Annotated in this window: 13 protein-coding genes; 6 read left to right on the top strand and 7 right to left on the bottom strand. The window is 72.8% G+C overall.

What is annotated here, in order from left to right; genetic code table 11:
• Positions 1 to 22 precede the first annotated feature (22 nt).
• From RY076_RS02805 to RY076_RS02790, 4 genes are all read right to left on the bottom strand, one after another.
• A complete protein-coding gene (locus RY076_RS02805; protein WP_323095945.1) occupies positions 23 to 1,108 on the bottom strand; it encodes a peptidoglycan recognition protein family protein in 1,086 nt (361 codons plus the stop codon).
• A gap of 6 nt (positions 1,109 to 1,114) precedes the next feature.
• Positions 1,115 to 1,864 carry a D-Ala-D-Ala carboxypeptidase family metallohydrolase gene (locus RY076_RS02800; RefSeq protein ID WP_323095943.1) on the bottom strand — a complete coding sequence of 250 codons (750 nt, stop codon included), beginning with the start codon at positions 1,862 to 1,864 and terminating at the stop codon, positions 1,115 to 1,117.
• A gap of 121 nt (positions 1,865 to 1,985) precedes the next feature.
• Entirely contained in the window at positions 1,986 to 2,891 is a 906-nt protein-coding gene (locus tag RY076_RS02795; protein ID WP_323095942.1) for a hypothetical protein, read from the bottom strand.
• A gap of 7 nt (positions 2,892 to 2,898) precedes the next feature.
• On the bottom strand, positions 2,899 to 3,294 hold the full coding sequence (locus tag RY076_RS02790; RefSeq protein ID WP_323095940.1) for a peptidase inhibitor family I36 protein: 396 nt from the start codon (positions 3,292 to 3,294) through the stop codon (positions 2,899 to 2,901).
• A gap of 247 nt (positions 3,295 to 3,541) precedes the next feature.
• Here RY076_RS02790 and RY076_RS02785 point away from each other — a divergent pair, with 247 nt between their 5' ends.
• The gene (locus tag RY076_RS02785; RefSeq protein ID WP_323095939.1) at positions 3,542 to 5,962 is read left to right on the top strand and encodes a tetratricopeptide repeat protein; all 2,421 of its coding nucleotides are present in this window, start codon (positions 3,542 to 3,544) and stop codon (positions 5,960 to 5,962) included.
• Here the strand turns inward: RY076_RS02785 and RY076_RS02780 are convergent.
• Complete coding sequence (locus RY076_RS02780) at positions 5,951 to 6,559, bottom strand: ClpP family protease (RefSeq protein ID WP_323095937.1); 609 nt, start codon at positions 6,557 to 6,559, stop codon at positions 5,951 to 5,953. The two genes, RY076_RS02785 and RY076_RS02780, sit on opposite strands and share 12 nt — an antisense overlap.
• Positions 6,556 to 7,164, bottom strand: a complete 609-nt coding sequence (locus RY076_RS02775; RefSeq protein WP_323095935.1) for an ATP-dependent Clp protease proteolytic subunit — start codon at positions 7,162 to 7,164, stop codon at positions 6,556 to 6,558. Before RY076_RS02775 ends, RY076_RS02780 begins: the two co-directional genes overlap by 4 nt.
• A 116-nt stretch (positions 7,165 to 7,280) precedes the next feature.
• Here RY076_RS02775 and RY076_RS02770 point away from each other — a divergent pair, with 116 nt between their 5' ends.
• The 5 genes from RY076_RS02770 to RY076_RS02750 all read left to right on the top strand — a co-directional run bounded on the left by RY076_RS02770 (position 7,281) and on the right by RY076_RS02750 (position 13,639).
• Entirely contained in the window at positions 7,281 to 8,927 is a 1,647-nt protein-coding gene (locus RY076_RS02770; RefSeq protein ID WP_323095934.1) for an FAD-binding dehydrogenase, read from the top strand.
• A gap of 50 nt (positions 8,928 to 8,977) precedes the next feature.
• Positions 8,978 to 10,174, top strand: a complete 1,197-nt coding sequence (locus tag RY076_RS02765; protein WP_323095933.1) for an ROK family transcriptional regulator — start codon at positions 8,978 to 8,980, stop codon at positions 10,172 to 10,174.
• A gap of 93 nt (positions 10,175 to 10,267) precedes the next feature.
• A complete protein-coding gene (locus tag RY076_RS02760) occupies positions 10,268 to 11,356 on the top strand; it encodes an ABC transporter substrate-binding protein (protein WP_323095931.1) in 1,089 nt (362 codons plus the stop codon).
• Positions 11,357 to 11,486: 130 nt separating this feature from the next.
• Positions 11,487 to 12,317: an ATP-binding cassette domain-containing protein gene (locus RY076_RS02755; protein WP_323096385.1), complete on the top strand. Its 831-nt coding sequence runs from the start codon at positions 11,487 to 11,489 to the stop codon at positions 12,315 to 12,317.
• Entirely contained in the window at positions 12,314 to 13,639 is a 1,326-nt protein-coding gene (locus tag RY076_RS02750; protein WP_323095929.1) for a sugar ABC transporter permease, read from the top strand. The genes RY076_RS02755 and RY076_RS02750 overlap by 4 nt, the downstream gene beginning before the upstream one ends.
• Before the next feature lie 126 nt (positions 13,640 to 13,765).
• Here RY076_RS02750 and RY076_RS02745 read toward each other — a convergent pair whose 3' ends face one another.
• Positions 13,766 to 14,323 (bottom strand): GNAT family N-acetyltransferase, encoded by a 558-nt coding sequence (locus tag RY076_RS02745; protein WP_323095928.1) that lies wholly within the window; start codon positions 14,321 to 14,323, stop codon positions 13,766 to 13,768.
• Positions 14,324 to 14,325 lie beyond the last annotated feature (2 nt).

Genomic DNA, 14,325 nt, shown 5'->3' with positions numbered 1-14,325 from the left:
CTCCTGCTGTGTCGGGCTCGCCTCAGGCGAGCAGCTTGCTCCACGTGTTCAGACCCACGACGGCGTCGGGGTCGAGGGCGCTGGCGGTCTGGAACGACCGCACCGCCGAGGCCGTGCCCGAGCCGAAGACGCCGTCGACGGTGACGGAGTACCCCCGGGCGGTCAGGGCCGACTGGACGCCGCGGACCGCGTCGGAGGACTGGCCCTGGCTGCACGTCACGGCGAGCGGCGACTCCCACGTGAGGCGGCCGATGCTGCCGTCGGCCGTCAGGCCCTTGGACTGCTGGAACGACACGACCGCGGCCTGGGTGCCGGGGCCGAACGACCCGTCGACGGTGAGGCTGCGCCCCGAGTGGCGCAGCAGGTACTGCGCCGCCGTGACTCGGAAGCCCGACGCGCCCTGCGACAGGGTCGGCCACGAACGCGTCGGCGGCGGAGGCGGGTTCGACGTGCCGAGCTTCGCCGCGACCTCCGACCGGAGCTGGGGAAGCTTGGCGTACAAGGCATCTCCAGGACAGTCGGTGTCGAGGAAGTCGCGGTGCCCGTAGATGTCCTCGGGGCCGAGGCCGTACGTCTGGCAGAGGTAGGCGCAGAGGCTCACGAGGGCCGTCCACTGCGCGCTCGTCGGCAGGGTCGTCATGTACGTGCCCTCGTTCTCGATGCCGATCGACGTCGAGTTCTGGCCGGTGCAGTGCGCCCCGAGCGGGAAGACGCTGCTCGAGCCGGAGCCGAGGCCCTCGACCGAGCGGTGCCGACCCTCGAGCGTGTAGCCCCCGCGGCTGATCGTGAACTGCTGCCCCGAGTCGATCCAGCCGCGGGCGAAGTGCCACTGCTGGATGTTGCGGGCGATCGTGTACGCCGCGGCCTGGGAGTAGTCGGTCGTGTTCGCCGAGTCCGTGTGGTGCACGAGGATCTTCTGCGGCGGGCCGACCATGCTGATCGTCGACGTCGCGGGCTGGGCGCCCCACGTGGCGCAGCCGACGATCGCCGGGCGGGCGACCGACGCCGCGGCCGGCTCGGCGGCGGCCACCCCGAGGGCGGCGACGCCGCCGACCCCGAGGAGGCCACCGAGCACGACGCGTCGCGACGGTGCGTGCGAGTCACACATGGCGCGTCACCAGCCCGCGCACGCGTGCGCGTCCCACGTGATGGTGGACCGGATGTCGACGTGCGCGTGGTCGTCGTGCGCCGGGTAGCCCGGGCCGAAGATGCCGCCGAAGCCGGCGTAGCGGGCCTGCTTGGCGATGCTGCAGATCGAGGTGGCGCTGTCGCCGGGCACGAGGTCGATGGCGCCGCCGTTGAGGTGGACGCTGTTGCTCGCACCGCCGACCGACGCGTTGCACGTGGCGTCCCGGAAGCCGGACGTCACCTTGAGCGGGTGGTCGCCGAGCTGGTGGCGCAACGCCTCGGCACGCCACAGGGCGCGCTTCATGTTCTCCTTGTTGGCGGCCGTGCCGGTGAATCCCCGGCCGCAGTTGTAGCTCGCCTCGGCGTAGCTGAAGTGCGCCGGGGAGCAGTCGGGGTTCTGCAGCGCGTAGATCTTGGAGAACGTGGCCGGACCGGCGACGCCGTCGGCGGCCAGGCCGTAGGCCCGCTGGAAGCTGGTGACGGCCGTCGCCGTCTGCGGCCCGTAGGAGCCGTCGATGCCCATGACCTGGCCGCGCGGCACCCAGCCGGCGACACGGATCTGCAGCTGGGTGACGTCAGCGCCGGAGGCTCCGGAGCCGAGCGTCCTTGGCCACGAGTAGCACTCGTCGGCGTGGGCGGTCGGGGCCGTGGCGGTCATCGTCGCCGTGGCGGCGCCGAGGCCGCCGAGGACGAGGGCGAGCGCCGCGAGAGATCGGGCGAGTCGTGAGGTGCGCATGTGCGGTGTCCTTTCGTGAGGTGCCGTTCCCTGCGTTTCGAGAGTGTCCGAGATGTCCGTCCTTCGCGCGCCGAGCACGTGGGGAGCACTCCCCATCCGGACAGGTCGTCCTGGTGGAGGCCTACGTGTCGCTCGCGCCCGCCGCATCGAGCCACAGCCGGGTCGCCTGGTTGAGGAGTGAGCGCTGCTCGGCGTCGAGCGAGCTGGCCAGCAGCGCCTTTCGGGCCTGGATCGCGGCGCGCGGCAGATGCGACTCCAGCGCGCACTCGCCGTCAGCCACGGCGGCGGCGATCTGCGGACGACGAGGAGCGCGCGACGTGGAGCTGGCCTCCAGCGCCTCGGGTGACTGCGCGTGAATCCCTCTCTCGGCCAAGCACTTCTGCCACGCCCTGAGGGCTCCGCGGTACACGGAGGAGTTGGCGATCTTCGGGGTGACGAGGTCGCTGAGCGACTCCGGCGCGTACTGGACCATCGCCCACTTCTCGATCGACCCGAAGACGGCACGACGCCCCTCGGCGATGCACCCCGTGCTGGGGGTCAGGATCTGGCGACCCCCGGGCAGCTGGACCTTGACCGCCGGCCCACCCGTCCCGAGCAGCGTCGAGTAGTAGGCATCGCGCCGAGCCGGGGTGAGTCGCGAGACGTAGCGCGCCTCGGCCGCGACGGCCGGATCCGAGGCGGACGGTCCGGCGCTCAGAGGTTCCGACGCGTAGCCGACCCGTGACCTCCGAGCGAGGTCGATCGCCGCGGCTTCGTCGAAACCCTCGACTGCTCCCGGCGCACCTTGGGGTTCGAAACCCTTGAGCACCATGCAGTGGTCCGACTCGCGCCGCATCGCCCGCTCGATGCTCGTCTGCCGCCGCCCCCAGCTGCCGGAGAACGTCGCGAGGTCCAGGGCTTCGGACAGGACCGGCTTGGCATCCTGGGCCGGCACCGAAGTGGCCGCCCCGCCCTGGGGAACCGCGCACGCGCTGACGCACGCGGCCCCCAGCACGGTCAGGACCCCTGCGAACCAGCGAGTCCACATCGGCGGCCTACTTCGGGCTGCACCAGCGGTTGGAGCTGACCTTGTTCAGGTAGTCCCCGAACATGTTCGGGGTGCTGTCCCCACGGGCCAGCGAGTGGTACCCGTACCTCCAGGCCTCGGAGCCCGTCGCGTCGAACATGTAGACGGTGCACTGGGTTCCGTGGTTGTACGCCGACTCGGCGCAGTTGCTCCAGCTCCCGCTCGTGCAGGCCGTCGTCTTGTAGATGCTCCAGTCGGCGTTGTCGCCTGCGAAGTGGCCCATCGTGCCGCTGTAGCTCTGCAGGTTCCAGAAGCAGAACGAGCCGGACGGACAGCTGCTCGTGCCGGCGTTGGCGGCTCCTGCGAGACCGAGCGAGGCGGTCAGCACGAGCGCACCCGCTGCGGCAAAGCGTGCGAGCTTCATTGAGAAGTCCTTTCGTGGGTGAACGTGGTCGGTGACCCCGTCCCGTCGACCGGGCCACGCCACCAGAGGTTGGCCCCGATGCCCGGGCCGCGCCCACGGACAACCCGGACAACCGACCCGGACATTCGTCGTCCGAGTTGCGGCACCCACGGCACTCCCCCACGATGCGAGTGCGGGTCCTCCCGGGGGTCCGCCTTCGCTCGACGGGTCGCCTCACCGCGGCCCCGAACCGCACCAGGGGACGGGTATGGACGGAGACTTCGGCACGACGCTGCGTCGGCAGCGCAAGGCGGCAGGACTGACGCAGGAGGCGCTGGCCGAACGGTCAGGGCTCAGCGTCGAGGGCATCAGCGCCCTCGAGCGCGGGCAGCGCCGGCACCCGCGCGCCGACACCGTCGAGCTGCTGGCCGGCGGCCTCGGCCTCGACGCCTGCGCGCGCGCCGACCTCGTGCGGGCGGCGACGTCGCGTCGGGACGCGGCGTTGCCCGAGGCACCGCGCCGTCCGGCCGTCCCGCGGCAGCTGCCGGGCCGCACGCCCGCCTTCACCGGACGCGCGGACGAGCTCGGCCGCATCACGGCCCTGCTCACAGCCCCGCAGCGGCGGGACTCCCCCGTCGTCGTGGCGATCGTCGGCATGGGCGGGCTCGGCAAGACGACGCTCGCCGTGCACGCCGCGGCGGCCGTCGTCGACGAGTACCCCGACGGCCAGCTCTACCTCGACCTTCGGGGACACGACGCGCGAGCACCGCTATCGGCGCAGCGCGCCCTCGCCTTCCTCGTCGGCTCCCTCGGCGGCGACGCCGGCGAGGTGCCCGACGACGTCGACCAGGCCGCGGCCATGTTCCGCTCCATCGTGTCGGGGTCGCGCCTGATGCTCGTGCTCGACAACGCTGCCGACGCCGCGCAGGTCGAGCCGCTGCTGCCGGCGGCCCCGGGGTGCGCGGTCATCGTCACGAGCCGGCGCGCCCTGTCCGCACGCGTCGGTGTGCACCACGTGCCGCTCGACGTCCTGCCCGAGCACGACTCCCGGCGCCTGCTCGACGACCTCGTCGGGGCCGACCGCCTCGCCACCGACCCCGACGCCGCCGCCGAGCTCGCGCACGCGTGCGGCGGCCTGCCGCTCGCGCTGCGGATCGTCGCCTCCCGGCTGGCCGCCCGGCCGTCGTGGCCGCTGGAGTTCCTCGCCTCGCGCCTCGCCGAGGCGCGCACATGCCTGGGCGAGCTGCGCTGCGGCGACCTCGCGGTGCGCTCGAACATCGCGCTGTCGGTCGAGCACCTCGAGTCCAGCGACGACCCCGTCGACGCCGCAGCGGCGCTCGTGCACCTGTGGTGCGGCCTGCTGCCCTCCGCGTCGCTCTCGGTGCCGGCCGTCGCGGCGCTCACCGGGCTGGCCCGGGACGACGCCGCCACGGCCCTCGAACGGCTCGCCGACGTCAGCCTCCTCGAGACGACGACGCCCGGGCGCTACCGCGTGCACGACCTCGTGCAGGCGGTGGCTCGCGAGCGGGCGGAGGCGTTCCTGGCCCCGCAGGAGGCAGCGGCCGGGATCGAGCGCCTGATCGCCTTCTACGTCGCGGTCGCCTGGCGCACCCGGCACCACAGCCGGGCCGTGCCCGTCGGCGTCGACGAGGCGGCGCTCACGGCACCGTCCGCGTCGCTCGTCGAGCCCACCGCGTGCCTCGACCTGCTCGTCGCCGACGCCGACCAGATCATCGGCCTCACGCAGACCTTCGCGACGGCCGACCACCCCGCCCGACGCCACGTGCCGTGGCTCGCGCTCGGGCTCATCACGTACTACGTCGCCCGGGTCGACACGGCCGGGTGGCCGGAGATGCTCGGGCTTGCCCTCGCGGCAGCCTCGGGCGACGCGTCCGACGCGTCGCCGGCACTGGTGGGCCACCTGCACGAGGACCTCGCCCTGGCCCTGAGCGGTCGGGGTGAGCACGCGGCCGCCCTCGAGGAGGCCCGACGCGCCGCCGACACGTTCCGCTCCTGCGGGGACGCGCCCGCCGAGGCCGCGGCGCTCGGGACCGTCGCGATCGTGCTCGGGCGCCTGGACCGCATCGGCGAGGCGATCGAGCTGCGCACCCGGGCGCTCGAGCTGAGCGACGGCGTCGGCGACGCGCGTGCCGTGGCGGCCGCACACCGCGACCTCGGCCTGCTCCACGCCCGACGCGGCGACCTCGCCGCCGGCATCGCCCACGAGCAGCGCTCGCTCGAGCTCTACACGCGCATCGGTCTCCGGCGGGGCATGGCCATGGCGGCGGTCAACCTCGGCGTCATGCTCCGCGACAGCGGGCGCCTCGACCGCGCCCGCCGGCTCCTCGAGCAGAGCCTCGCCATCTACCGCGAGATCGGCGACCGCGCCGGCGAGACCGAGGCCCTCGACGAGCTCGGCTACTGGCACCTCGTCTCCGGCGACCCCGCCCGCGGCCTGACGGTGCTCACCGACGGCCTCGCCCTCGTCGTCGCCGCCGACGCCGGGCAGTGGGAGGCGAGCATCCGCAAGCGGCTCGGCCTCGTCCTGCTGCGCCTCGGGCGCCGCGACGAGGCCGAGCAGCACTGGCACGCCGCGCTGCGCATCCACGTGAAACGCGGTGAGTGGCGGGCCGTGGCCGAGGCCCGACAGCTGCTCGGCACCGTCGCGCTCTCGGCGTCAGCGCCCTAGACGGGCCTCCTCGGCCCGCTCCACGACGTGGTCGACGACGCCGAACTCGACCGCCTGCTGAGCCGTGAGCACCTTGTCGCGGTCGGTGTCGAGGCGCAGCTGCTCGATGCTGCGCCCGGTGTGGCGGCTCAGCACCTCCTCGACCTGGGAGCGCACGCGGAGCAGCTCGTCGGCCTGGAGCGCGAGGTCGCTCACCGTGCCCTGCCCGCCGGCGGACGGCTGGTGGAGCAGGACGCGTGAGTGGCGCAAGGCGAAGCGCCGCCCGGGTTCGCCCGCGGCGAGCAGCACGGCCGCGGCCGACGCCGCCTGCCCGAGGCACCACGTCGCGACCGGCGTCGGCACGTACTGCATCGTGTCGTAGAGCGCCATGAGCGCCGTGAAGGAGCCGCCGGGGCTGTTGACGTACAGCGAGACCTCGCGGTCCGGCGCGACGTCGGCGAGGTGGAGCAGCTGGGCCATGACGACGTTGGCGACGCCGTCGTCGATCTCCGTGCCCACGAAGATGATCCGCTCCTGGAGCAGCCGGCTGTAGATGTCGAAGCTGCGCTCGCCGGCCGGCGTGCGCTCGACCACGTACGGGATCGTGTAGCTGCTCATCGCAGGCCCACCGTGCGCTGCACGCCCTGCGGGCGGACGTCGGCGAGCGAGGCGACGACGTGGTCGACGATGCCGTACGCCTGCGCCTCCTCGGCGCTGAACCACCGGTCGCGCTCGCTGTCGAGGGTGATCTGCTCGACGCTCTGGCCGGTGTGCTCGGCCTGCAGCTCGTTGACGCGGCGCTTGACGGCCTTGAGGTTGTTCGCCTGCACCTCGACGTCCGCGGCAGTGCCCTGGATGCCCGCCGAGGGCTGGTGCATCATGATCCGCGCGTTGGGCAGGGCGAACCGCTTGCCGGGCGTGCCGGCGCCGAGGAGGAACTGCCCCATCGACGCCGCGAACCCGAGCGCGAGCGTCGACACGTCGTTGGGGATGACGCGCATCGTGTCGTAGATGGCCAGGCCCGCGGTGACGGACCCGCCGGGGCTGTTGACGTAGAGGCTGATGTCGCTGCGCGGGTCGCGCGCGGACAGGAGCAGGAGCTGGGCCGTGATGCGGTTGGCGACGGGGTCGTCGACCTCGGACCCGAGCACGATGATCCGCTGGTGGAGCAGCTGCATCGACAGCTGGTCGTCCAGCGCGGCTGGTGCGAGTGTGTCGGTCATGACCCCAGCGTGGGGCCGGACGCGGCGACAGGAGACGTGGCTCTGCCACGGGCGAATTCGCCCCTGGCGGACCGATCAGCGGGGGTCACGGTCCGGGCCCCGGTAGGTTGCCGTGCATGGAAGCCGACGTCGTCGTCGTGGGAGCCGGCCTCGCCGGGCTCGTCGCCACCGCCGAGCTCGCCGATGCCGGCAAGCGGGTGGTGCTCGTGGACCAGGAGGGTGAGCAGTCGCTCGGCGGCCAGGCGTTCTGGAGCTTCGGGGGCCTGTTCCTCGTCGACTCCCCCGAGCAGCGGCGCATGGGCATCCGTGACTCCATCGAGCTGGCGACCCAGGACTGGATGGGCTCGGCGCAGTTCGACCGCGAGGAGGACTTCTGGCCGCGCAAGTGGGCCGAGGCCTACCTGCACTTCGCCGCCGGCGAGAAGCGGGCCTGGCTGCACGACCTCGGCCACCGCCTCTTCCCCGTCGTCGGGTGGGCCGAGCGCGGCGACGGCCGTGCGGACGGCCACGGCAACTCCGTGCCGCGCTTCCACATCACGTGGGGCACCGGCCCCGGCATCGTCGAGCCGTTCGAGCGTCGGGTGCGGGCCGGCGTCGCGGCCGGACGCGTCACCCTCGCCTTCCGCCACCGCGTCGACGAGCTCGTCGGGTCCGGCGGCGTCATCAGCGGCGTCCGCGGTGCGGTCCTCGCCCCCGACGGCGCGGCCCGGGGAAAGGCGACGAGCCGCGAGGTCGTCGGCGACTTCGAGATCACCGCCCAGGCGGTCGTCGTGACGAGCGGCGGCATCGGAGGCGACCACGACCTCGTGCGGCGGGCCTGGCCCGAGCGGCTCGGCGCCCCGCCGAAGCGGATGGTCGCGGGGGTCCCGGCGCACGTCGACGGCCGGATGCTCGGCATCACCGAGGCCGCCGGCGGACGGGTCATCAACCCCGACCGCATGTGGCACTACACCGAGGGCCTGCGCAACTGGGACCCGATCTGGGACAACCACGGCATCCGCATCCTGCCGGGCCCCTCGTCGCTGTGGGTCGACGCGACGGGCCGGCGGTTCCCGGCGCCCTTCTTTCCCGGGTTCGACACCCTGGGCACGCTCGGACACATCGTGCGCACGGGCTACGACTACTCGTGGTTCGTGCTGACCCAGAAGATCATCGAGAAGGAGTTCGCCCTCTCCGGCTCGGAGCAGAACCCGGACCTCACGGGCAAGGACGTGCGCCAGGTGCTCGGACGCGTCCGGCCCGGGGCACCCGCGCCGGTCGAGGCGTTCAAGCAGCACGGCGAGGACTTCGTCGTCGCCGACACCCTCGAGCAGCTCGTGCACGGCATGAACGCGCTGACCGGCGAGGACCTCGTCGACGAGCGGTCGCTGCGCGCGACGATCGTGGCGCGCGACAACGAGATGGCCAACGACTTCGGCAAGGACGCCCAGGTCACGGCGATCCGCGGTGCGCGGAACTACCGCGGCGACAAGCTGATCCGTGTCGCCACGCCGCACCGTCTGCTCGACCCCAAGGCGGGCCCGCTCATCGCGGTGCGGCTCAACATCCTGACCCGCAAGACCCTCGGCGGGCTCGAGACCGACCTCACCGGGCGCGTCATGCGGGCCGGCGGCGAGCCGCTGCCGGGCGTCTACGCGGCCGGCGAGGTCGCGGGCTTCGGCGGCGGTGGCATGCACGGCTACAACTCCCTCGAGGGCACCTTCCTCGGCGGGTGCCTCTTCAGCGGTCGCACGGCCGGACGCTCCGTGGCCGCAGCGCTCTGACCGCCGGACGCTCGCTACCCAAACCGGACCCCAGCCCTTATCTTTACCCCGTGAATTCATCGCAGGCATCCCCCGGCTCGCAGGCGTCACTGCGCGAAGCCAACCGCCTGCGCGTCCTCGAGGCCCTGCGCGACCAGGGCGCCATGACCCAGGTCGAGATCGCCGGCGCCACGGGCCTGTCCCCCGCGACGGTCTCGAACATGGTCAAGGAGCTCGACGCGGCCGCTGCCGTCGAGCTGGCCCCGAGCATCCGCAACGGCCGCCGCGCCGTCCTCGTCAAGCTGGCCACGGGCAACACGTTGCTCGCCGGCATCGCCTTCGGCGACCGCGACGTGCGCGTCGCCGTGGCCACCGGGCCGCGCGACGTCATCGGCCGCCAGCGCATGCCGCTGCCGCAGAACCACCACGCCGACGAGGGCATGGAGCGTGCCGCCCGCCTGCTGTCCGACCTCGTCGAGAAGGCCGGCCGGGAGATGCCCGACATCAAGGCGGTCGGCGTCGGCATCCCGGCCCCGGTCGACAGCGTGACGGGCCAGGTGGGCTCCGAGAGCATCCTGCCCGGATGGCGCGGCGTCCACGTCGCCGACGAGATGAGCGGGCGAATCGGCGCCCCGGTGTCGGTCGACAACACGGCGAACCTCGGTGCGCTGGGGGAACTGAGATGCGGTGCGCTGCAAGGGATTTCGGATGCCGCGTACATCAAGCTCTCTTATGGCGTCGGGGCCGGGCTCGTGATCGGAGGCGAGCTGTTCCGCGGCCATGCCGGGACGGCCGGCGAGATCGGCCACCTCACCATCGACGAGGACGGGCCGATCTGCCGGTGCGGCAACCGCGGCTGCCTCGAGACGTTCATCGGCTCCCCGGCACTGACCGAGGCGCTGGCCGGCTCGCACGGCCGCCTGACCCTGCGCGACCTCGTGACGCGAGCCCTCGACGGCGACCCCGGCTGCCGCCGCGTCCTCGACGACGCCGGCCGCCACCTCGGGGTCGCGGTGGCGGGCCTGGTCAACCTGCTCAACCCCCAGGTCGTCGTCGTCGGCGGCCAGCTGTCGGCGGTCGGCGACCTCATCACCGACCCGATGCGCCGGGCGCTCGAGCGCAGCGCGATCCCGAGCGCTGCGGCGTCGGTCGAGATCCGCCGCTCCGAGCTCGACACGGACGCCGACGTCGTCGGCGCGATCGTCGCCGCCGAGGCGCTGCACGCGTCCCGCGAAGGCCTCGTGGTAACGATTACGTCCACTTCTTGAATTCAAGGCTTGACGTCAAGGCCGCGCACACGCTGTACTCCGTACGGCCGCACCACCGAGGTTGCCGGCGCAAGAACAAGGGAGTTCCACACCATGCGTGCTCGCTCGACCCGTCTGGCCGGCCTCGTCCTCGCCGCCGGCCTCGGCATCACCTCGCTCGCCGCGTGCGGCAGCAACGGCAACGGCTCGTCCTCCGGCAGCACCGGTGGCGCGGGCGGCGGCGGCAAGAAGATCGCCCTCCTGCTGCCCGAGTCGAAGACCACCCGGTACGAGACCTTCGACCGCCCCCTCTTCGAGGCAGCCGTCAAGGCGTCCTGCTCCGACTGCCAGGTCATCTACAGCAACGCCGACCAGGACGCGAGCAAGCAGCAGCAGCAGGCCGAGGCCGCGCTGACCCAGGGCGCCAGCGTCCTCGTCCTCGACCCCGTCGATGGCAAGGCCGCCGCGTCGGTCGTCGCGAGCGCCAAGAGCAGCGGCGTGCCCGTCGTCGCCTACGACCGCTTCATCGAAGGCGCCGACTACTACGTGTCCTTCGACAACGAGACCGTCGGCAAGCTGCAGGCCCAGACCCTCGTCGACCTCGTGAAGAAGAGCGGCAAGACCTCCGGCGACCTCGTCATGATCAACGGCTCGCCGACCGACCCGAACGCCGCCGACTTCAAGAAGGGCGCCCACAGCGTCATCGACGGCAGCGGCTTCAAGGTCGCCGCCGAGTACGACACCCCGGACTGGAGCCCCGACAAGGCCCAGCAGTGGATGGAGGGCCAGATCTCCGCGGTCAAGGGCAGCCTCGTCGGCGTCTACGCGGCCAACGACGGCACGGCCGGCGGCGCGATCGCGGCCCTCAAGGGTGGCGGCGTCACCCCGCTCCCGCCCGTGACCGGCCAGGACAGCGAGCTCGCCGCGATCCAGCGCATCCTCTCCGGCGACCAGGCCATGACGATCTACAAGCCGATCAAGCCCGAGGCCGAGGCCGCCGCCAAGGCTGCCCTCGCCCTCGCCGCCAAGGAGACGCCGGAGAAGTCCGCCGACTTCAAGGGCATCGCGGCCACGATCCTCGACCCGATCGCCGTGACGAAGGACAAGATCAAGGACTCGGTCGTCAAGGACGGCATCTACAAGACCGCCGACATCTGCACCGGCAGCGTCGCCGCCGCCTGCACGGCCGCCGGCATCAGCTGAGCCCCTCCGGGTGCGGGCGGCGCCGACCGGGCCGTCCGCACCCGTACCCCGCACGCCTCCCCTCCACCGGCACCACCCTCCCGCTCCCTCTCCGACCGAAGGACGGCCCCCGATGACCGGCACGACCGGCATGACCGCCACCACCTCGCCGCCACCTGCACCGACGCAGACGGCCGTGCTCTCGCTGCGCGGCATCTCCAAGCGCTTCGGTGCGGTCCAGGCCCTCTCGAACATCGACTTCGACGTCAACCCCGGCGAGGTCGTCGCCCTCGTCGGCGACAACGGCGCCGGCAAGTCGACGCTCGTCAAGACCATCGCCGGCGTCTACACGCCCGACGCCGGCACGATGGAGTTCGCCGGCTCGCCCGCGACCGTCACCTCGCCGGCGGAGTCCCAGCGGCTCGGCATCGCCACGGTCTTCCAGGACCTCGCCCTGTGCGACAACCTCGACGTCGTCGCCAACCTGTTCCTCGGCCGCGAGCTGCGCACCGGCCGGGCCCTCGACGAGGTGCGGATGGAGCAGGAGAGCTGGCGGCTGCTGCGCCAGCTCTCGGCGCGCATCCCGTCGGTGCGCATCCCCGTCGCGAGCCTCTCCGGCGGCCAGCGCCAGACCGTGGCCATCGCGCGCTCGCTCCTCGGCGAGCCGAAGGTGGTCATGCTCGACGAGCCCACCGCCGCCCTGGGCGTCGCCCAGACCGCAGAGGTGCTCAACCTCGTCGAGCGCCTGCGCGAGAACGGTCTCGGCGTCATCCTCATCAGCCACAACATGAGCGACGTCATGGCCGTGGCCGACCGCGTCACCGTGCTGCGGCTCGGCCGCAACAACGGCACGTTCGACGTCAGCCGCACCAACGTGCAGGAGATCATCGCCGCCATCACCGGCGCCACGACCAACGCGGTGTCCGAGCGGGCCTCGCGGCGCGCGCACACCGAGCAGCCCGAGACGCAGGAGCAGCAGTGAGCACCACGACGCCCGACCCCACCCGCGACTCCACCGGCACGGCGACCACCAGCACCGTCGAGCCGCCCGCGGCCCCGGCAGTCCCGGCGGCCCCGGCCCTGCCGGCCGACCTGCAGGACGAGCGGCTCATCGCCGAGGCCGGCCTCGCCGGCGCGGCCCGCGCCTTCCTCTCCCGCCTGCGCAGCGGCGACCTCGGCGCCCTGCCGGTCGTCGTCGGCCTCGTCATCATCTGGGTCGTGTTCCAGAGCCTCAACGACGCGTTCCTGTCGCCGCGCAACCTCGTCAACCTGACGCTGCAGAGCGCCGCGATCGGCACCATCGCGATCGGCATCGTGCTCGTGCTGCTGCTCGGCGAGATCGACCTGTCCGTCGGCTCGATCAGCGGTCTCGCGGCGGCCATCGTCGCGGTGGGCACCGTCGAGAAGGGCTGGCCGGCGATCGTGGCGATCGTGGCGGCGATCCTCGCCGGCACCGTCATCGGCATCGCCTACGGCGCGATCTACACCCGCTTCGGGGTGCCGAGCTTCGTCATCACCCTCGCCGGCCTGCTCGGCTTCCTCGGCCTGCAGCTCAAGGTCCTCGGCGAGACCGGCTCGATCAACCTGCCCTTCGACTCCGGCCTCGTGAAGTTCGCGCAGCTCACGTTCCTGCCGCCCGTCGTCGCCTACGTCCTCGCGCTGCTCGTCGTCGCCGTGTACGCCGCCACGCGCCTGCGCGCCAACGCCCGACGCGACGCGGCCGGCCTGTCGACGACGCCGGTCGGCTTCGTCGCGGCCCGCACCGCGCTCCTCGCCGTCCTCCTGGTCGCCCCGATCGCGGTGCTCAACCAGGACCGGGGCGTGTCGGTGATGTTCCTCGTGTTCCTCGCGCTCGTCGTCGTCATGGACTTCGCCATCCGGCGCACCGGCTGGGGCCGCTCGGTCATGGCGGTCGGCGGCAACGTCGAGGCCGCCCGACGGGCGGGCATCAACGTGCGGCGGATCTACCTCACGGTGTTCGCGATGTGCTCGACGTTCGCGGCGGTCGGTGGCATCTTCGCGGCGGCCCGCCTCGCCGCGGCCAACCAGAGCAGCGGTGGTGCCGACACCAACCTCAACGCCATCGCGGCCGCCGTCATCGGTGGCACGAGCCTCTTCGGTGGCCGGGGCTCGGCCTACGCGGCCCTGCTCGGCATCCTCGTCATCCAGTCGATCAGCAACGGCCTGGCCCTCATCAACCTCGGCTCCCCGGAGCGGTACATGATCACCGGCGCGGTGCTGCTCCTCGCCGTGACGGTGGACGCGCTGAGCCGGCGGAGCCGGGCGGCCCACGGACGCGCCTGACGCGTCAGGCGTGCCGGGGTCGGCACGGGACCTTCGCCGACGGTCGGTCGGCGGGGGCGGGAGGAGGGCCCGGCGGTGGGAGACCACCGCCGGGCCCTCTGGCGTCCGCGTGCCGTCCGCGTGCCGTCAGCCCGACGCGGGCTGCCACTCGCGCCGCAGCAGTCCGTGGACCCACGAGTCGGAGACGACGCCGTCGACGACGCAGTCCTCACGGAGCGTCCCCTCGAGCACGAACCCGAGCTTCGTGAGCACCCGGGCCGACGGCGCGTTGCGGGTGTCGACCTCGGCCTGGACGCGGTTGAGGTCGATGGTCCCGAAGGCCCACGTCAGCAGCGCGCGGGCAGCCTCCGTGGCGTAGCCGTGCCCCCAGGCCGCCTCACCGAGGCAGTAGCCGAGCGAGGCGCTGCGGAAGTCGGGGTTCCACCGGTTGAGGGTGCACCACCCGAGGAAGACACCGTCGTCGAGTCGCTCGACGACCAGCCGGGCGCCCGTGCCCTCCTCCTCCATCTGGCGACACACGGAGAGGAACCGCTCGGCGCGCGCGGGGTCGGTCCACGGCGGCGAGTCCCAGTAGCGCAGCACGTCGGCGCTGCTGTGCAGCGCGTAGAGGTCGGCGGCGTCGGCATCGTCGAACGGGCGCAGGCGCAGCCGGTCGGTGACCAGCGTCGGGGTGGGGAGCGACATGG

Source organism: Intrasporangium zincisolvens (genome assembly GCF_034724055.1).
Lineage (GTDB): Bacteria > Actinomycetota > Actinomycetes > Actinomycetales > Dermatophilaceae > Monashia > Monashia zincisolvens.
The sequence above is the reverse complement of the archived record's forward strand: the minus strand, read 5'-3'. Positions and strand labels throughout refer to the sequence as shown.